The sequence below is a fragment of the Acidobacteriota bacterium genome (genome assembly GCA_026393755.1).
Lineage (GTDB): Bacteria > Acidobacteriota > Vicinamibacteria > Vicinamibacterales > JAKQTR01 > JBAXOX01.
Window position 1 is genome coordinate 9,048 of the sequence record JAPKZO010000029.1, and the last position, 18,881, is coordinate 27,928.

General features: G+C 65.2%; 18 protein-coding genes. 11 read left to right on the top strand and 7 right to left on the bottom strand.

The window, feature by feature from the left end:
- The 3 genes from NTV05_12390 to NTV05_12400 all read left to right on the top strand — a co-directional run.
- Nucleotides 1–635 (top strand): energy transducer TonB (locus tag NTV05_12390; protein ID MCX6545192.1); only part of this gene is annotated, 635 nt, incomplete at its 5' end.
- A gap of 318 nt (nt 636–953) precedes the next feature.
- Nucleotides 954–1,592 (top strand): rhomboid family intramembrane serine protease, encoded by a 639-nt coding sequence (locus NTV05_12395; protein MCX6545193.1) that lies wholly within the window; start codon nt 954–956, stop codon nt 1,590–1,592.
- Nucleotides 1,593–1,660: 68 nt separating this feature from the next.
- On the top strand, nt 1,661–1,864 hold the full coding sequence (locus NTV05_12400; protein MCX6545194.1) for a dodecin family protein: 204 nt from the start codon (nt 1,661–1,663) through the stop codon (nt 1,862–1,864).
- Here NTV05_12400 and NTV05_12405 read toward each other — a convergent pair.
- Both NTV05_12405 and NTV05_12410 read right to left on the bottom strand, forming a co-directional pair.
- The gene (locus NTV05_12405; protein ID MCX6545195.1) at nt 1,851–1,973 is read right to left on the bottom strand and encodes a hypothetical protein; all 123 of its coding nucleotides are present in this window, start codon (nt 1,971–1,973) and stop codon (nt 1,851–1,853) included. The genes NTV05_12400 and NTV05_12405 overlap by 14 nt on opposite strands.
- Before the next feature lie 463 nt (nt 1,974–2,436).
- On the bottom strand, nt 2,437–2,787 hold the full coding sequence (locus NTV05_12410; protein ID MCX6545196.1) for a DUF998 domain-containing protein: 351 nt from the start codon (nt 2,785–2,787) through the stop codon (nt 2,437–2,439).
- A gap of 183 nt (nt 2,788–2,970) precedes the next feature.
- On the opposite strand from NTV05_12410, the gene NTV05_12415 reads away from it, so the two are divergent.
- Entirely contained in the window at nt 2,971–3,249 is a 279-nt protein-coding gene (locus tag NTV05_12415) for an ECF-type sigma factor (GenBank protein ID MCX6545197.1), read from the top strand.
- Between the two features lie 88 nt (nt 3,250–3,337).
- Here the strand turns inward: NTV05_12415 and NTV05_12420 are convergent, their stop codons facing one another.
- On the bottom strand, nt 3,338–5,155 hold the full coding sequence (locus NTV05_12420) for an SUMF1/EgtB/PvdO family nonheme iron enzyme (GenBank protein ID MCX6545198.1): 1,818 nt from the start codon (nt 5,153–5,155) through the stop codon (nt 3,338–3,340).
- A gap of 382 nt (nt 5,156–5,537) precedes the next feature.
- Here NTV05_12420 and NTV05_12425 point away from each other — a divergent pair, with 382 nt between their 5' ends.
- Entirely contained in the window at nt 5,538–6,158 is a 621-nt protein-coding gene (locus NTV05_12425; GenBank protein ID MCX6545199.1) for a hypothetical protein, read from the top strand.
- Between the two features lie 23 nt (nt 6,159–6,181).
- On the opposite strand, the gene NTV05_12430 is transcribed toward NTV05_12425, so the two are convergent.
- A complete protein-coding gene (locus tag NTV05_12430; protein ID MCX6545200.1) occupies nt 6,182–6,682 on the bottom strand; it encodes a hypothetical protein in 501 nt (166 codons plus the stop codon).
- Nucleotides 6,683–6,991: 309 nt separating this feature from the next.
- Entirely contained in the window at nt 6,992–7,228 is a 237-nt protein-coding gene (locus tag NTV05_12435; protein MCX6545201.1) for a hypothetical protein, read from the bottom strand.
- Nucleotides 7,229–7,348: 120 nt separating this feature from the next.
- Between NTV05_12435 and NTV05_12440 the strand changes: the two genes are divergently transcribed.
- The 5 genes from NTV05_12440 to NTV05_12460 all read left to right on the top strand — a co-directional run bounded on the left by NTV05_12440 (nt 7,349) and on the right by NTV05_12460 (nt 12,824).
- Nucleotides 7,349–8,002: a DsbA family protein gene (locus NTV05_12440; protein MCX6545202.1), complete on the top strand. Its 654-nt coding sequence runs from the start codon at nt 7,349–7,351 to the stop codon at nt 8,000–8,002.
- Nucleotides 8,003–8,408: 406 nt separating this feature from the next.
- Nucleotides 8,409–9,383, top strand: coding sequence for a GGDEF domain-containing protein (locus NTV05_12445; protein ID MCX6545203.1), 975 nt, complete (start codon nt 8,409–8,411; stop codon nt 9,381–9,383).
- A 199-nt stretch (nt 9,384–9,582) separates the two neighbouring features.
- Nucleotides 9,583–10,644, top strand: coding sequence for a YncE family protein (locus tag NTV05_12450; protein ID MCX6545204.1), 1,062 nt, complete (start codon nt 9,583–9,585; stop codon nt 10,642–10,644).
- A 262-nt stretch (nt 10,645–10,906) separates the two neighbouring features.
- Nucleotides 10,907–11,803, top strand: coding sequence for an OmpA family protein (locus tag NTV05_12455; GenBank protein ID MCX6545205.1), 897 nt, complete (start codon nt 10,907–10,909; stop codon nt 11,801–11,803).
- Between the two features lie 37 nt (nt 11,804–11,840).
- Nucleotides 11,841–12,824 (top strand): ornithine cyclodeaminase family protein, encoded by a 984-nt coding sequence (locus NTV05_12460; GenBank protein MCX6545206.1) that lies wholly within the window; start codon nt 11,841–11,843, stop codon nt 12,822–12,824.
- A 111-nt stretch (nt 12,825–12,935) separates the two neighbouring features.
- Here NTV05_12460 and NTV05_12465 read toward each other — a convergent pair whose 3' ends face one another.
- Nucleotides 12,936–13,448: a hypothetical protein gene (locus NTV05_12465; protein MCX6545207.1), complete on the bottom strand. Its 513-nt coding sequence runs from the start codon at nt 13,446–13,448 to the stop codon at nt 12,936–12,938.
- Between the two features lie 105 nt (nt 13,449–13,553).
- Between NTV05_12465 and NTV05_12470 the strand changes: the two genes are divergently transcribed.
- Nucleotides 13,554–15,305 (top strand): winged helix-turn-helix domain-containing protein, encoded by a 1,752-nt coding sequence (locus NTV05_12470; protein MCX6545208.1) that lies wholly within the window; start codon nt 13,554–13,556, stop codon nt 15,303–15,305.
- Between the two features lie 83 nt (nt 15,306–15,388).
- On the opposite strand, the gene NTV05_12475 is transcribed toward NTV05_12470, so the two are convergent.
- Entirely contained in the window at nt 15,389–18,859 is a 3,471-nt protein-coding gene (locus NTV05_12475; protein MCX6545209.1) for a glycoside hydrolase, read from the bottom strand.
- Between the last annotated feature and the right edge of the window lie 22 nt (nt 18,860–18,881).

Consider the following 18,881-nt stretch of genomic DNA (forward strand, 5'->3'; position numbering starts at 1 on the left):
AACAGGCAGCGGCCGACAGGATCAAGCGGGATGTCGCAGACAAGGCTAGACAGGACGCTGCGCAACAACAAGCAGCCGCCGACAAGGCTAGACAGGACGCTGCGCAGCAACAGGCAGCCGCGGACAGGATCAAGCGGGACGCTGCCGACAAGGCTAGACAGGACACTGCGCAGCAACAGGCAGCCGCCGACAGGATCAAGCGGGACGCTGCCGACAAGGCCAAGCAAGATGCCGCGCAACAGGCGGCAGATAAGGCCCCTCCGAAGCAGGGGGCCGGAAATCGACCGCGGTCCGATCCGGCGACGAAGCCGCCGAGCGAAGCGCCGCCAGCGAATCAACGAGCCGTCCCGAACAAGGGGCCGGTCCGCGTCGCCGAGGACGCGCAAGCGGCAAAACTAGTCTCTCAACCGAAACTGAACGATCCGCAAAGGGGGAAGGGCGCGAACGTTCACGGAACCGTGCGCATGCGGGTCCTGATTGGCGTTGATGGAAAGGTGAAAGATGCGTCAGTCCTGTCAGGTCCGCAACCACTGCAAGCCGCAGCCCTGGAAAATGTCCAGCAGCGGCGGTACCAGCCGACGGTCGTGGATGGACAACCAGTAGAAGTGGAAACAGAAGTCTCAATCAAGTTCTAAGGAGGCCATGCCTCAGACCTTCTAATGTTGGTAGTACATGAAGTGCCCGGGGCAAATGGGGAGCACACTTATGAAGCTGGTCGGGACGGCTTTCCGAGCCGCACGGCATGGCCCTGAACAGTTGGGCAGACACCGCTGACGTATGGCCAGGGCGCGCGGGTGTGCCCGTTTGAACAGTCGTCGCGGCGCGCCGGGCGTAGCATTGGTGCGATCGCGCAGCCTCTGGTTCTGATGCTGGACCAGGGAGGCATCCCCGCCCGCGAGCGGTGAGTGGTCCGCACGGGTGGAGGCGCACCAGAGGAGCAGGAGACAAATCTTATGCTGCCAATCGGCGATGATGATACCGGTCGCAGAACTGTTCCGCTGGTCACGTATGCCTTGATCGCGCTGAATGTCCTGTTCTTCTTTGTGGAGCAGAGTGGTGGTGACGTCTTTATCGGGAAGTGGGCGTTCGTTTCCAGCCGCTTCCTCGCCAATCCCCTCGGTGATCTTTTGACGCTCGTCACGTCCATGTTCATGCATGCCGGGTGGGTTCACCTGGGCGGCAACATGCTCTACTTGTGGATCTTCGGCGACAACGTGGAAGACCGTTTCGGGCACATCGGTTTCACGGTCTTCTACCTCCTGTGTGGGCTCGCGGCGACTCTTGCTCAGTTGGCGTTCAGCGTCGGTTCGAACATACCGAACCTGGGAGCCTCGGGGGCGATTGCGGGGGTGCTCGGCGCTTACATCCTGCTGTTCCCACAGGGAAAGGTCCGAGTGCTACAGGGCCAGCAGGTGATTCAGGTGCCCGCGCTGATAGTCATTGGGCTCTGGATCGTCCTGCAGTTCTTCAGCGGCATCGGTTCCATCGCGAACACGGCGCAGACGGGCGGCGTCGCTTATATGGCGCACATCGGCGGATTTCTGGCGGGCTTTGTATTGACCTTTGTGTTTCGCGGGAGTCGCGGGGCGTAGGCGCCGCGCCGGGCGCGACCACGATCACCACCGATTTCGGCATGGATGCCGAGACAATGGAGGACAAGATGTCTGTAGCCAAAGTATCTGAGATCAGCGCGACGTCGACCATCGATTTCGAGGACGCGATCAAGCAAGGTATCGACAGGGCGAACAAGACGCTGCGCAAGGTCCGCAGTGCGTGGATCAAGGAGCAGCACGTGCGGATCACCAACGATGCCATCTCGGAGTATCAGGTCAACATGATGGTGACCTTCATTATCGACGACTGACGGGCGGCGGGACGGTCACCATCATGCGCGCGTTCGCCGGCAAGTCGAGAGGCTCATCGAGTTGGATGATCTTGCCGTCGTAGTGGGCCTTGAGACTGACGGAAGGCATGGACCAAATTGTGGCGCAATCCCGAGACCAGAACGCTGCCTGAGACGAGCCCCTCCATACCCGCTGCGGTGCAACCCGAATCTGTCGCCCTCATCGGTGAGAAACATCGATCTTGATGAACTGCGCACGAAACCAGCATTCTCGACCCCACCAGTCCTGAAGATCCCCGCCGAAAACCCCAACAAGACCGACATATTCCGTCACCGTCACCGTCACCGTCGAAGTTTGCGCCTCTGGACCAGCGTTTCGGGGTTCAAATCCCAGCCTCCCAGCCAAACCTTCAAGTCCTTGTCATCACAATCGGCTACGTCGTCTTCGCCCGCGTCAGCGGGCTGACGATCAGGAAGCGGTTCATCGTCTATCTTGAGAGAATCTTCGAGACTCTGCTGAAACAGGGGCCAGCTCCTAAGCGGGTCGGCTCCATTTGCCCGGGGGCCGCTACGCTATCCTGCTTACCGGCCGATTACTGACCTCGGTAGTCGATGGCCAAATCGACAGCGCGAAGGCCGCCAGCCACACGTGCATGATCCCAAATGCCAGCCGCATGAATGATGAGGAGAACTGCAACGGCCCAGCCTGCCGAGCGGATGAGCACGAACGCGGCAAACGCGAGAACCAGCAGCCCCGGGAGATAGAACCCGGTGATGCGCATGACGGTTTCAGTGGAACTGCCTCGCTCGGCAAGCTCGCTGACAAACTGATTGACCGGGTCGTAGCCCTGACGGATCGCCCCGCAATAGATCACAGCGCCAGCCCACGCAAGACCCGCCGCGATGCCTGCTGCAGCAAGGATTCGGGTTGCGGCACTTCGCATTCTTGCCCTCGCGGTTTTCAACGGTTCCCGCAGATTCGAGCAACGCCAGAAGGCCGACTGTCCTGCGCGCCGGCATCCTGGCACGCCGCCATATCATCTCGAGTCAAGTATGCTACACCACCATGGACGGACGCATCCGCCCGCGCGGTTGCGTCAGGACGAACGGTCTAGGATACGGAGCGCGTGGCCACAGAGGGCGGCCCGGAGATCACTGCGCTGCTCGCCGCCTGGCGGGACGGCGAACCCGGATCGCGCGACCGCTTGATGGAACTCGCCTACCCGGAACTCCGCCGCCTCGACCACCGCAAGAGCCGCCTGGTGGAACTGCGCTACTTCGCCGGGCTAACGGTTGAGGAGGCGGCGCGCGCCCTCGACATCTCGGTGGAGACCGCCAAGCGCGACTGGCGGCTGGCCAAGGCGTGGCTCCTTGCGGAACTGACCCGCCAGAACCCCGCAACCTAGCCGGCGACCAGCCTACTTCACCGGGCCAAGATACCGGTCGTACCAGGAGAGGGTTTCCCTGGTCAGCTCGGGGTAATTCGGCGCCAGGTCACCGTGGCCCCCCGGCCAGTGGATCAGTCGCTTGTCCCGTTCGGGCGTCCCGAGAAGGGCGAGCATCCGTCGCTGCGACGTCTCGGATGGGGAACGAGAAGTCGTAGAGTCCCGCGGCCATCAGGGTGGGCACCTTGAAACGGGGGAGGAAGTTGAACGGATCGGCCTCGGTGCGCCTGAGGCGCTTCGCCGTCAGACCGACACTGAACAGGACCGCGGACCTGAGCCGATCCTCACCCACGGCGAAGATCGGCACGACGGTTGCGCCGCGGCTCACGCCGAAGACACCCAGGCGCTCGCGGTCCACGTCCGCGCGGCTCGCCAGGTAGTCGATGCAGCGGCGGAATTCCTTCGATTCGGCCACCAGGCGGTCTCGCGAGTCGTTCGGGCCGGCGGGCGGCGCGGCGTAGCGCCTGTGGTAGTAGCCCTTCAGCGCCGGGTGCAGGAAGGCCCGCCCGCTCTTGACGATGAACTCGAAGATCCGCTCCTCGCCGTCTTCTGGTGTCGGGAGCCTCATCGCCATGCCGGGGTTTGCGTAGAGAACCGCCTGGTAAGGCGGCGTCGCGCGCTTGGGAATGTAGAAGTACGCCGTGATCCGTTCGTTCGGGATCGCCGACGCAAACGACACCGTTTCCCGCCTCCAGTCCTTCGTCTCCACGACAGCGCCCTCGGTACGCCCGTCGAGGCGGGTCGGATCGTACGCGTAGAGACTTCGGCAGAGATCGAACACGTGGTCCGGGACGGGCTTCTCGTCGCCTCGGTCCATCAACTCCCGCCTCACCGGTGCGTCGAGCGCCGCCCCGTCGAGCGCCCCGTCGCGCACGCAGCGGAAGCCGTTCTCCGGCGAACGATCCCAGGGCGAGCGCGCGTCGGGTCCCGCGAACGTCCACACCGGCTGGTTCCAGGCACCGCCGCGGACGTAGCGCTGCCCGGCCACCTCGTTCGAGCACCACTCCTTCACGTTGCCGGCCATGTCGAGCGTGCCGTAGGCGCCGAGGCCGCGGGACGAACCGACCGGGGCCGGCCCGTCGCCGCGGAAGTTGCTGAGTTCTACGATCTCCCAGAACCAGCCCGGGCTGGCCGCCCGCTGCCAGTGGTAGATTGAGGGCAGGCGCTTCCCCGCAAACTCCGCGTAGGCCGCGGCTTCGTACCAACTCACGCCATTGACCGGGTAGTCGTCGTGGCCACTCGGGTACCCGCCCCCCGCCCATGTAGAGGGGCCGGGTTGGCCGGTCGCATCCCGGAATACCTGCATCGCCTCGCTCCAGGCGAGGGGGCGTCCGTTCCTGGTGAACTCCTGCTTCCAGTACTGGCGCTGCCGGTATCCACCGCGATCCACGAACTGCTTGAACTGCCTGTTCGTGACTTCGAGCTGGTCGATCACAAACGGTCCGACCTTGACATCGTCGAGCGCGCCAATGCTCGCAATGCCGGCGGAGACGCGCACCATCCCTGGCGGGAGACTGCCCACCGGGTCGAGATCGAAATCCATCACGTTGCCGCCGCGGACTTCGGCGCTCGCGGTGATGGTCTCGAATCCCGGCTTCTGCAGGCGGACGCGGTAGAACCCGATTGGCAGCAACTTCGTGGTGAACGGCGTGGTTCCCAGGCGCACCCAGTCCTCGTCGTCTGGCCGGTAGCCGGTCGCCCAGACCTCCGCGCCGGCCGGGTTCGTCCCGAAGGTCGCCGGCATCGCGATCCTGTCGCGAATCTGTGCCACGGCGGGATCGCCTGGCACGATCGAGCCCGCGCGGCGGAGAAGTCGAGAGGCCGCCTCGTAATTGCCCGCCTCGACCAGCCGAGAGATCTCCGGCACCGCCTACTGTCTCACCCAGCGGACCCGGGAAACGTACTGGTCGAGGCGCACCCCGGCGTACCCCAGCAGAAGGAGGAGTGCGGCCGCGGGGACGGCGCACCGTGGCCGGCGTAGCTGGGCCAGGGCGCGCCTCCAACGGGCAGGCTGGCGCCGCGTCTCCTCGAGAACCGTTCGCACCTCGGCCATGCTTCCCGGCCGGCGATTCGGGTCCTTGCGGAGACACCGGCGCAGAAGGCCGAGGACGTCCGGTGGGGTGCCGTCGGGGAGCGCCGTCCAGTCGGGCTCCTGATAGAGGATGGCGCCGATCGTTCCCGCGTCGGTATCGCCGGGGAACGCGCGCTTGCCCGCGAGCAGTTCGAAACACAGGCAACCGAACGCCCAGATGTCCGCCCGAAGGTCGACCTCGAGGCCGCGCGCCTGCCACCTGGCCGGCGTAGTCGAGAGCGGTGGACACGTTGAACGGCCCGCGAAGCGTATCCCCCTCCACCAGTTCCAGCACGAGGTAGTCGAGGCCGTCCGACTCCTCGAGGCCGTAGATCGCGGCGATGTTCGGGTGGTTGAGCGACGCCAGCGTCCGCGCCTCGCGGTGGACGCGTGCCAGGCGGCGGGCGTCGCGCGCGAACTCGGGAGGCAGCGTCTTGATCGCGACGTCGCGGCCGAGCTTGCTGTCGTGGGCGCGGTACACCTCGCCCATTCCGCCGGCGCCGATGAAGGAGAGGAGGTCGTAGGTCCCGAGCTGGCGGCCGACCAGCGAACCGCGATCGGGCATCGCGGTGTCCAGTTGGAGGAACGCCGGCGTCTCCAGGAAGGCGCCGGCGCGCTCGTCGTTCGCCACGAGGATGCCGACCTGGTGGCCCAGATCGGTCTCGCCGCGGCATGCTTCCTCGAGAAAGGCCGCACGGCTCTCGGGCGGCCGCGCGAGCGCCGCGTGAAAGAGCTCCTCCGCCCGTCGCCAGCGCTCCTGGTCGATGGCCATCGGCGCCACGCTCCCGGCTCATTATAGAGGCGAAGGCCGCCCGCGCCCGCCTATTCGTCCTGTTCCCGGCCCGGGATCACCTTTCTCGCCGTCATGGTCATGATCGGCGACAAGGGGGTGCCGTTCGGGAGCGTCATCGACGTCATGATGGCCCGCATCTCCCGCCCGTTGTCGTCGATGACAAACGCCCAGACGGACAGACGCTGCGCCACGCCGCCCCTGTAGGCCGTGAGCGTCAGCGTCCCCGTGCAGTCGGGGTTGATTGTGTAGGTTCCCTGCTTCGTGTCGGGGCCGACGACTCCGTTGGCGCTGCTATTCTGCTCGCCCTCGAAGTTCCCCGCCTTGTCGAAGTTGTACCTGCCGACGGCAGCGGCGGCGACGACGACGGTGCCGCCCGTGGGAGCAGGCGCGATCACCGAACCCGTCTCGGTGTAGCCCCACGCGCCTTTCACTGTGTCGTTGGAGCACGCGCGGCCCTGCGCGGCGGCGGGGCCGGCCAACCCGATTACGAGGACGACGATGCAGGCGATCCGGAAGCTGTGACGATTCATTGAGTGTACCTCCTGATCTGTATTCCGCAAACGCGCCGCGGAAAGGGTCATCGAGCAGGTAACCAGCGGCTGTCTGCCTGGGCTCATCGAACGCGCCGCGGGATTCGTCCTCGTCTGGGAGAGGTTCAGCCGAGGGCAAACCAAGCCACTCCCAGAGGCCACGAGAGCGGCCGCAGCGACTGATAACGACAGGCCGTTACTGCTTCCCGGCAGCCGGCGCAACGAACGTGCACGACGCCGGCGCCGTCAGCGCCGTGGGCGTGACCTTCAACGGCGTCAGGTTGCTCCTGGTGAGCAGTCCGTTGAAGTTCACCAGGTCCACACGCCCTGCATCGCCTTCCAGGCCGTCAGCGTTGCCGAGTAATCCCTGCAACCGGCTTCCCAGGTATCGACCTGAGCCTTGTTTGGGGGCATGTCCATGCCGTTCTGCGTCAGCGCCACGAGCGTGTTGAAGGAGCCGTTCAACGCCGTGAACGACGTGACGCCACCCGGCGCGCCGCCGCCGCGTCCGCCTCGCCCACCGCCAGCCCTCGTTCTCGCCTCCACGCGCGAGAACAGGCCTCGTTTCCGAGCGCCGCACACAGCGTGTCGCGTCAGACGTGCAAAACAGCCTTGACGCGGGCCGCTTCCTGGCGCGATAGAATTGGGTGCCCCCAGAATGGCCGGATGATGCGGAGTGACCGGTTCGCCCTGATTCCCACGCTGGCGATCGCGCTGGCCGCCGTTGCCACGGCCTGCGGAGGAAATGCGACGCACTCCTCCGTGGTCGGGCCAAGTCCCACGGTCGAACTTCCGACCCTCGATGTCATGCTCGCCGACAAGGTGCTGGGCAATGCAGCCGCGCCGGTGACGATGATCGAGTATTCGTCGCTGACCTGTTCCCACTGCGCCTCGTTCCACGCGGTGACCCTGCCCCAGATCAAGGCCGCCTATCTCGATACCGGCAAGGTGAAGCTCATCTACCGCGACTACCCGTTGGACAGCGTGGCGATGTCGGCGGCCATGGTGGCCCGCTGCTCCGGCGATCGCTACTTCACCGTACTGGACCTGTTATTCCAGGCGCAGGCGACCTGGGCAGGCAGCGGGAACCCGACAAGCGCGATCAAGGCGGTCGTCGCCCAGGCGGGGATGACCGGCGCGGAGGTTGACGCGTGTCTGACTCTCACCAGCCTCCGGAACGGCATCACGAACATGAAGACAGCCGCCGAGCAGCAGTACAGCGTCTTCGGCACGCCGACCTTCATCATCGGGTCGCAGACCATTGTCGGCGCCTACCCGTTCGCCACCTTCGATGCCGTGTTGAGATCCCTGACTCAGTGACGTTGCGTGTCCCGCTGGCGCCGGAGCGGAGAGAAGAACGAAGGCCGCGGTCAGGGGCCCCTGGCCCACGCTACGCGCGCGGCAAGTCCAGATTTCACTGAGCGGCCAGGAGATTCCGGACCAGCGTCTCGGAGTTCAATTCCCTGCCTCCCAGCCAAACTCAAACCCTTCCCACACAGTCGTTTGCGTCAGCCGCGCGTCGATCGTGTTCCTGGTGACGCGGCTCGAGCAGGAGGTGGGCAGGACACGCAGGCCGTCCGAATTTAGCGGAATAACGAACTGTCTCTTGTGGTGCGTGCGGCGGAAGACTAAGCTTCGGGACTGTTACTGACAACGTGACGTCGCGACGCGCGACCAGTCCACTGGCACTGCAGGGATCAAGCGGAGGAACACTCCGGGAGGAACGATGCTGGATGATACAGCTGGAGACGCTGCCTGCCAGGCGATCATCGGCCGCATCCGGGAAGAGATCGTCCCTCTTTTCGACCGGGCGATTCGGGACGAGAAGGCATGTTTTCAGAATCCCCATCTCATTCACTGCCTGCAGAAGAAGACCTGCACACGCGAGGTTTGTCCCGCCTACCATGATGAAGCGGCCCGCTGCTGGCAGATCGCGGGCACGTACTGCGGGGGGGACATCCAGGGCTCTTTCGCGGACAAGTACCAGAACTGCAGGGCCTGCGATGTCTTCCTGACGGCCTGTCCGACAATCGTGGAGGAATTGGGCGAGAATCTGAACAATCTCCTTTTTCTGCTACGCAAGGAGAAGCGGCTGACCCGGTCCCAGATCGACAAGATCGAATATCTGAACCGGGAGCTTCTCTCATCGCTGGAAAATCTCGACACCAGGAACCGGGAGATTCAGGAACTCGTCGTCACGGACAAGCTCACGGGACTCTATAACCGCCACTATCTGATGACTTCACTTGAAGACGAGATCGACCGCTGTCAACGTCGCGAGAATCGGTTTGCCCTCATGATGATCGACGTGGACAACTTCAAGTCGATCAACGACGACTATGGTCATTCGTCCGGCGACGCGATGCTCGCCTGCCTCGGCGGCCTCCTGAGGAAACAGACTCGGAAACACGACCGGCCGTTCCGATACGGCGGGGAGGAGTTTGTGGTCATCCTCCCGGACACCGATCTGACGATCGCCTGGGTGGTGGCGGAGAGAATCCGCACGACGTTCGAGAAGGAGCAAATCACAGTTGAGACGAAGGACGCGCCTCTCACGGCCGTCTCTCGCACCCTGAGCATAGGCCTCGCCAGATATGAGCAGGGCCTGACCCCAGAGGCTTTATTGATGCAGGCCGACGACGCGATGTACAGGGCGAAGTCGCAAGGCAAGAACAGAGTGATCAAGCACGGGGTCGATTAGGCGGGCCTCTCACCCACGCGCGGGTCGTTGTGCACGACCAGCGTCTGGGTGTCCGTGGCTCCGTCGACCAGCAGCCTGAGCGTGTCGGTACCCGGCAACGCCAGCGGCCCGGCAGATCGAGGCTATAATTGACGCCATCTCGTTGCGGCACTTCTCGCGGCCGTCGACTTGCGTTTCGCACCCACCAACGAGGCCCAGTATGACCAGACACTTGCTCATTACACTCGCTATCGTCTGCGCGTTCAGTCTTGCCGCGCCTCCCGTCGGGCACGCGCAGACGTTCAAGGTTGAGAAGTTTGATATCAAAGGCGACGGCGGCACCGACTACGTTGCCGTCGAAGCCGCCACGGGCCGCGTGTTCGTTTCGCGTTCCACCCACATGATGGTCGTCGAAGGCGCGACGGGCAAAGTGCTCGGCGACATTCCAAACACGCCAGGCGTGCATGGCGCCGGCTTCGCCACCAAGGCTGGCCACGGCTTCACGACCAACAGCGGCGACGAAACCGTCACGATGTTCGATCTGAAGACACTGGCGGTGCTCAGGCAGATCAAGGTCGGCCCCGGTCTCGACGGCATCATGTACGACGAGCCCGACGATAAGATCATCCTCACCAATCACAGCCGTCCGATCGGCACGCTCACAGCGATCGATCCCAAGACCGGGGACATTGTTGCCACCGTCGAGCTGGAAGACACGGCCCCCGAAGGCGCCGCTGCCGATGGCAAGGGACACGTCTTCGTGAACAACGAAGGCAAGAACACGATCCAGGTGATCGACGTCAAGACGTGGAAGGTGACCGCATCCTGGCCGCTCGCACCCTGCGAAGGGCCGACCGGCATCGCCTACGACAAGGCGTCGAACCGCATCTTCTCCGGTTGCAGCAACACCTCTGTCGTCGTCGATGCGGGCACGGGCAAGGTCGTGGCGTCCATCACGAACGGCACGCGCGTTGACGCCCTGGGATGGGATGCGTCCAGGAAGCTGATTTACATTCCAAATGGGGGCGAGGGCAATGTGACTGTCGTCCACCAGGATTCGCCCGACAAGTACACGGTGGTTGCGACGGTCGCCACGTTTGCCGGCGCAAAGACGATCGCCGTGGATCCGATGACGCACAACGTGTACCTCTTCCAGCCCGAGCGCGGTCCGGTTCCGCCGCCAGCGGCTGGCGCGCCGCCACCGACGGCGGGACGGGGCGGACGTGGCCGCGGTCCACAGGGTCCGATTGTCGCTGCGTGGTTCATCGTCATCAAGCAGTAGCTGTTCGAGGCTGCCATATTCGCGCGCGGGGCTCGCGGGACGGCGCGTGTGACGCGTCTCGGGCGAAGTGTGGGCCGTCAGTGCCGTCCCATCTGGCCCCACCGTCTCCCCGCCCCTTCTTGGTCGCGCCGAGCCTGTTGCCAGCCGAGCCTTGACTCCGCGACAACGCCCCGTTAGCCTCGTGGAGCCAACTGCCGGGGGCGGCGCGGACTCGGCCGGTTGCCGACCGGAATTGACCCGCGACGTGAACCGGAGGAGAACGATGACGAGGCTGACCGTTGGTGCCATGGTGCTGTGTCTGCTCGCAGCTGTCTCGGCGCAGGCACAGCAGGACGAAGCGGGCTGCAAGGATCACCCGCTGTTCACCCGCTTTCCCAACATGCATATCACTGGATGCCAGAGCAGGCAGTTCGATCTCCGGGCGTTCCCGGTGGGCCCTCCCGACACCGACCGCAATACGAAGCCGATCGCGGTCGAAGGACCGGTGCAGTGGATCAAGTACGAATTGAACGACGGAGCGACGCCTCCGAGCGGCCTGCAGATCATGCGGAACTTCGAGAACGCAGCAAAGAAGGCCGGCGGCACGATCGAGGGCCAGTACCCGGGCTGGTGCAAGGCCAACTACGAACAGGAACGCATGCCCGACATGGGCAACGGCTGCTTGAGCTACGGCCTGACGATGAAGTTCGTCAAGGGCAGCAAGGAGGTCTGGGCGTTCCTGCAGGCCGACGAGGATGGCAGCAACTACGTGATGACCGTATCCGAACGCGAGGAGATGAAGCAGGAGGTCAGTGTCACCGAACTGGTTGACAAGCTCTCCAAGGACGGTTTCGTCGCGCTGTATATCAACTTCGAAACAGGGAAGTCGACGATCAACCCCGACTCGGCCAAGACCCTGGACGCCGCGGCTGGCGCATTGAAAGCGGCGGGCGATTTCCGCGTCGAGGTCGCCGGGCATACCGATAACGTCGGCACACCCGAGGCGAACCTGAAGTTGTCACAGGATCGCGCCCAGGCCGTGATGGCCGCGCTCGTGGAGCGGGGCGTCAAGGCCGACAGGCTGACCGCGAAAGGGTACGGCCAGACAGCGCCAATCGCCGACAATCGCGCGGAGGACGGCCGCGCGAAGAACAGGCGCGTGGAACTCGTAAAGAAGTAGCAGCCGCGAGTCCGCCGCACCCGACAGGAGATCAACCGTGACGGATCGATTGGGGCGCGAGTTTCTCTATCTCTCCCAGGCCGACGTGGCTGGACTCGGGCTGTCGATGGCGGACATCATCACGGCCTTGGAAGCCATGTTCCGCGAAAAGGCCGCAGGACGCGTCGAGATGCCGCCCAAGCCCGGCGTCCATACACGACCAGACGCGTTCCTTCATGCCATGCCGGCCTATATCCCCTCGCAGAATGCGGTCGGGATGAAGTGGGTTGGCGGCTACCCGGAGAACCACCGGCGCAACCTGCCGTACATCACAGGGTTGCTCCTGCTCAACGACGTTGAGACGGGCATTCCGATTGCGGCGATGGACTGTACCTGGATTACCGCGAAGCGCACCGGCGCGGCAACCGCGGTGGCTGCTCGATGCCTGGCGCGCCCGGAATCGCGCACGGTCGGGATACTCGGCTGCGGCGTGCAGGGCCGCAGCAATCTGGAAGCCCTGAAGGTCATCTTCCAACTGGGCACTGTTCGCGCCTTCGACGTGGATCGCGCGACGCGTGAATCGTACGCGCGCGACATGAGCACCCAGTGCGGGCTGGACGTCATTCCCGTCACTGAGCCGAAAGAGGCGGTCGTCGGATGCGACATCGTCGTCACCGCAGGCCCCATCCTGCGTCAGCCGCATGCGACGATCCAACGTGGCTGGTTCGCCGAGGGCGCGTTTGCGTCGCTCGTGGACTTCGACTCTTATTGGCATCCGGACGCGTTGCGCCAGGTCGACAAGTTCTGCACCGACGATGTGCCACAACTGGAACACTACCGGCACATCGGCTACTTCCAGCACATCCCTCCAATCCACGCGGACCTCGGGGAGTTGGTGTCCGGCCGAAGGCCCGGAAGAGAGACGCCGCGGGAGCGCACGATGGCCTGCAATCTCGGACTGGCGCTGGACGATATCGCCACGGCGCCGCTGGTCTATGAGCGCGCGCTGAAGGCGGGCGTGGGCACCTGGCTGCCGCTGTGACTTTCGCGAGGAGCCCCCAGGCGGAAGGATTGGTGAGGCAGACGAATGACGGACGCCGGGGTCACGACGTGGCGACCCCGGCGCACTTGAAATCGCGTCTTGAAACCGGCTCTAGTCCTTGTCGCCGTTCTTGACCGTGGAGTAGACGTAGCCGGTCGGCACACCATTCACCGCAAAGGCACCGCCCGGGTAGACCACGTCGTTTTCGAGCACCATCCCCTTCATACCGCCCTGGCCATGTCCCTGAGCCTTGTAGCTTCCGGCCCCGGTCGCGAAGTTGAATGTGCCCTGCCACGTCCCCACCCACTTGCCCACGGCATTCTCGAACTCGAACGTTCCCCAGCACGGGCCGGTCACGGTGTCGTCGAGATCGCAGTTCATGACGACCGGTCCAGCCGCGCTCGAGTACTCACCCGCCGGCCCGACCAGCGTGTCCTTGAACACGGTGGTCCAGCCGCGGATCTTCCCGCCAGGCCCGATCATTCCCTGTCCGGGTGTCCAGTTAGCCAGCGCTACCTCCGTGCCGCCCGCCACAAGCGGCGACGCCGACCGGGCCGCGGTGAGCGCGAACCCGCCCGCGACCATGATTCCGACAACGAGAACGCCAATCATCCTGATGCGCATCGTACCTGCTCCTTTCGTTTCCTCGACAAAGGGCAGCCTAGCAACGCGCCAGATGACAAACCTGACGAAAAGCTGCAAAATCTCAGCGATCGGGAGGGTCCTGCCATGCCCGGCGACACGCGCAGTTACCGCTTCGGCGACTTCACCCTCGAGGCCGGCGAACGCCAACTCCTCCGAGGCGGGCAGCCGGTCGTGCTTCGCCCGAAGGCGTTTGAGACGCTCAGGTTGCTCGTCGAACGTCGCGGCCGCCTGGTGACCCGAGACGAACTGCTGAACAGCGTATGGGCCGACACGAACGTGAGCGAGGCCGTGCTGACGCACTGCGTGACGGAGGTGCGCCAGGCGCTGGACGACGACCCGCATCAGCCAAAGTACTTGAAGACGATCCCGCGCGTCGGCTACAAGTTCATCGCCGAGATCGGGACCATCGAGACGTCGGCCCGCCCGTCAGGTTTCGTCGCAGACACCGCCGGCGCGACCGTTCCGCCAACCGCCATCGCCGTGCTTCCATTCGCCAACATCAGCGGCGATCCCGAAAACGAGTACTTCTGCGACGGATTGTCCGAGGAGTTGATCAACGGCCTCACGGCGGTCAGGCAACTCCGAGTGGTGGCCCACAGTTCGTCGTTTGCCTTCAAGGGACGCGACAGCGATGTGCGGGAGATCGGCCGGCAGCTGAACGTGGCGTCAGTGCTCGAGGGCAGCGTGCGCAAGTCGGGAGATCGCGTCAGAGTCTCGGCGCAGCTCATCAACGCCGCCGACGGGTACCACGTGTGGTCCGAGCAGTACGATCGCCGGCTGGTGGACCTGTTCGCCATTCAGGATGAGATCTCGGCGGCGATTCTGCAGAAGCTGAAGGTCAAGCTGCTGACGAACCCGCGAGTCGCCCGGCGTCCGACGGATTCCCTGGAGGCCTACCACCTTTACCTGAAGGGCCGGACCTTCTGGCACCGGCGATTCAGGGGGCAGATTCAGCACGCGATGGAGTGCTTCCAGCAGGCCATCGATCTCGATCCGCAATTCGCGGCGGCCTACACGGGCCTCGCGAACTGCTACAGCACCCTGGGCATCTGGGCGTTTGCGCCCCCGGCGTCGGTTCTTCCGAAGGCGCGCGATCTCGCGTGCCGGGCGCTCGACATCGACGACACGCTCGCCGAGCCTCACGCGTCGCTCGCTCTGATCGACACGTTTTACAGCTGGAAGTGGGACGCCGCCGGACGCGGATTCGCCCGGGCCATCGAGCTCAACCCGGGCTCCGCGCTGACCCGTCTCTGGAACGGGCACTATCTGAGCATCGTCGGTCGATTCGACGAGGCGTTCACCGAGATGCGCCTCGCGCAGGACCTCGACCCGCTTTCTCCGGTCGTAGGCCCGAACCTCGGGTGGACCCACATTCTGGCGCACCAGTACGATCGCGCCATCGAGGAACTGCGCACCGTGCTGGAATTCGACCCGGCGAACGGCCTCGCCCATTTCTACCTGGGGTATGCGCACGTCGAACTCGGGAACTTCCGGGACGCTCTTCGGAGCTTCGAGAAGGCGGCCGAGGCAACCGGCGGTCTGCCTTGGCTGGCCGAGTCCGTCGCGTGGGTCCGCGGTCTGGCCGGTGACCGAACGGCGGCCCTGGCCGCGCTCAAAGACGTGGCGCGCCGGACGCAGACGGGGTACGTGCCGTCCTCAGCCATCGCCATGCTTCACCTGGCGCCGGCGAACGACAGCGCCGTACTCGACTGCCTGGAGAAGGGGCTCGCCGAGCACGATGCGCTGATGGTCTGGATCGGATTCATGCCGTGTTTCGATCACCTGCACGGGCACGCGCGGTTCCAGGCGCTGCTGCGCGAGCTTGGGTTGGGGTGAAAGAGTTCGACGAGAGCGGAGCGCCTCGGAATTCGCGACGCTCCGCCGGTGATACCTCCCCGATCGAATGGTCCCTAAGGCCGCTAACGCTTGGGCATCAAGACGCCCAGCTGCCCGGCGGCCTTCCTTTTCGCGTTGAACGCGGCCAGATCGACGCTGGTCAGCGCCGTCCACTTCGCCATCACGGCCGCGGCATTCGTGCGCGCGGTGGCGCATGCTGCCACTTCGCGAGCGGTCGGCGCGATTTCCGCCGCCTGCATTGCCATGGCCGCTGACGACATCTCCGTGCTCACGCTCTGAAGCGTAGGGGCAGCCGCCGCGCCTCCCGTACTCCGCCCGGCTTGCCCGGCCGAAGCCCCAGGCGAAGGCGGGCCGCCGCGCCCGCCGGCGGCTGCTGCGCCGGCCCCTGCGCCCCGACCGCCGCGTCCGGCGCCCGATCCTCCGCCAGCCGCCGGCGCAAGCGCGACGACGGCGGCCTTGAACTTCGTCACGTCGTCGCCCGACAACGTGTCAAGCTGCGCAACCAGGGCGCGCGCCAGCTGGTAGGCCGCATGCGCCGTTCGGGCACCCTCGTACATCTCGCTCGTGAGCGACGCGAGCGTCGCCAGATCGGCGGCAGACGCGGTGACACGCGGATCGATCTTCAGCGCGATGGGCTGCGTGTAGTTCTTGCCGTCAACCGTAAGGCGCACCGTATAGGATCCGGGCGGCGCCCACGGAGAATTGACTGAAGGGTACGTCCGATGCGGCACAGCGCCGGCACTGCCACCACCGCCGCGCCCCCCACCCCCTTCGCCGATCGGGTCGTAGTGCATGTCCCACCAGACGCGGTGCATGCCCGCGCGGGTCGAGACGACCATTGGCGGAGCTGGCCAGTACAGAGGCAGCGAGCAATCCGGGGCATTCGGTGTTTCCTGACAGATCTTGTTGTACGCGATCGGATCGATGGCCGGATGAACCGCGGGCACCGGATCCGTGCTCGAATACGTGCGTACCACGCGTCTGACTGTGTCGAGAATCTCCAGCGTGACCGGCCCAGCCGCGTCGGCCGCGAGGTAGTAGTCAAGGATGGCGCCGGGCGGGGGATTCTCTCCCGCCGGCACCTCGGGCGGCCACGGCGTGGGCGGGTTCATGCCGAAACGCACACGCACAGCGGTCACCGGCTTTACCAGGTAGGCCGCGCGCGCGCCTTCCGCCGCACGCAGCGCCGCCGCCTGTCTGAGCGGCGCCACGTCATCGAGAATCCAGAACCCTCGACCGTGCGTGCCTGCCACCAGGTCAGAGCACATACAGGTGGCGTCGTCCTTGATGGCGATGTCGCGCACGGAGACCGCCGGCATGTCGAGGCGCAGCGACTGCCAGTGGTCGCCGTCATCAAACGACACCCACACCTGCGTCTCGGTTGCCGCGTACAGAAGCCCTTTCTGACGCGGATCTTCGCGAATGGAATTGGAGACCGCCCCGGAGGGTAGCCCCGTGTTGATTTCCTTCCACGTCTTGCCCCCGTCGTCGGTGCGCCAGAAGTGCGGATTCATGTCGTCGAGGCGCATCGTGTTTGCCGCGGCGTACGCGGTGAGCGCGCTGAAATGTCCCGCCTCGATGTTGAAGATGCGCGTCCACGGCTTGATCGCCGCAGGCGTGACATTGGTCCATGTGCGTCCGACGCCCGTCATCACCTGGATCCGCCCGTCGTCTGTGCCGGCCCAGAGCACGTTTGCGTCGATCGGCGACGGCGACAGCGCGGTGATCGAACCCGTCGGAGCCGGCGTCACGCCGCTCGCGTACTTCCCGGTGTTCGCCGGCACGTCCCACGCCTGTCGCGTCAGGTCACCGCTGATGCGGGCCCAACTCCTGCCGCCGTCAGCGGTCTGGAACACGGCGTTCTGCGCGTAGAAGAGGACGCTCGGGTTCACGGGCGACCACTCGAGCGGCATCGTCCGCACGTTGCGGGTGTAGGTCATGCCCTTCGCGTCAGGCGCGGAAAGATCGGGGCCGACGTTTTTGATCTGGCCGGTCTTGCGGTTGAAGAGCGTGACGTTGTTGCGCGAACTGCCGTAGACCAGATCCGGGTTCTTCGGATCGGGCGCGGCTTCGCCGTACTCCTGGATCCCAACCGGGCTCCAGTTGCGGAACGTAATCTGACCATCGTTTCCGCGGCTGTCCACGCACGCCGATCCGGAATCCTGCTGGCCGCCGCACACGCGATACGGGAACGCGTTGTCTGTCGTCACGTGGTACATCGCCGCCGTCGGCTGCGTGTACCAGTTGCTCCAGCTCGTGCCGCGATTGCCCGAGACGACCGCGCCCTGGTCGGCCACGGCGAAGATGATGTCGGTGTTGTTCGGATTGATCCAGAGACCCTGATAATCGTCGCCGCCGGGTGCGCCGCGGACGGCGCTCCACGTCTGGCCGGCATCCTCCGATCGCCACAGCACCGTCGAACAGGTGTAGAGGACGTCGGGGTTCTTCGGGTCGACGATGACAGGCGGAAGGTCGCCGCCGCCGATGCGCCCAAGCGGCCGGTTGTCGGGCGTCCGGGTGCCCGAACCGTTCGGCCCTCGCACCGCGAGGAACCAGTGATCGCCGCCGTCGACAGACTTGTACAAGCCGATGCTGCCGCCGCCGCCACGCCCGGCCGGAGCCCCGGCCGCAGGCGGCCCTCCAGCCGCGGCCCGTCCTGCCGGCGCTGCGCCTTGCCCGGCCGGAGCCCCAGGCGAAGGCGGGCCCCCCGCGATCGTCGCGTAGAGGATCTTCGAATCGCCCGGCGCCACGCCGAGGTTGGCCTGAATGACGGCGGGCAACCCCTCAATCAGCTGCTTCCACGTGGTGCCGCCGTCGGTGGACTTGAAGATGCCACCACCGGTGCTCCCGAACGCGCCGCCTTCGATGTAGCTCTGCTGCTGCACCCAGAGCGCGGCATAGACCGTGTTTGGTTCGGACGGATCGATGCGGACGTCGTTCGCGCTGGTGTACTCGTCCTTGTAGAGCACCTTCTGGAAGGTCTTCCCGCCATCGGTCGATCGAAACACGCCGCGCTCGGCGTTTGGCCCGTACGGATGCCCGAGGGCGGCGACGAAGAGCCGATTGGGATCGCGCGGATCGACGTCGATCATCGCGATCATCTGGCTATCGAAGAGCCCCAGATGCGTCCATGTCTTTCCCGCGTCGGTGGATTTGTACACGCCGTTGCCGGTCGACAGATCCGGACGGATGATGGCGGCGCCGGTGCCGACATAGATGATCTGCGGATTAGAAGGCGCCACGGCGATCGCGCCGATGGAGCCGGTGGATTCACGATCGAAGATTGGGGTCCAGTTCGAGCCGTAATCGGTGGACCGCCAGACGCCACCGTTGTCGAAACCGACATAGAAGACGTTCGGCTGACTCGGCACGCCGGCGAGCGGGCGCGCGCGGCCGGCACGCGAGGGCCCAATCTGACGCCAGTGCATGGCCGACGCCGGGTCAACTCCGGCCTGCCGGGAGGAGAGTGTCGAAGACGCGGCGACGCCGCCGACGATGGTCGCGGCGATGAGGCATAGGCGAGTCAGGCGCATGGCGATTCCCTTCGGTGCAAGG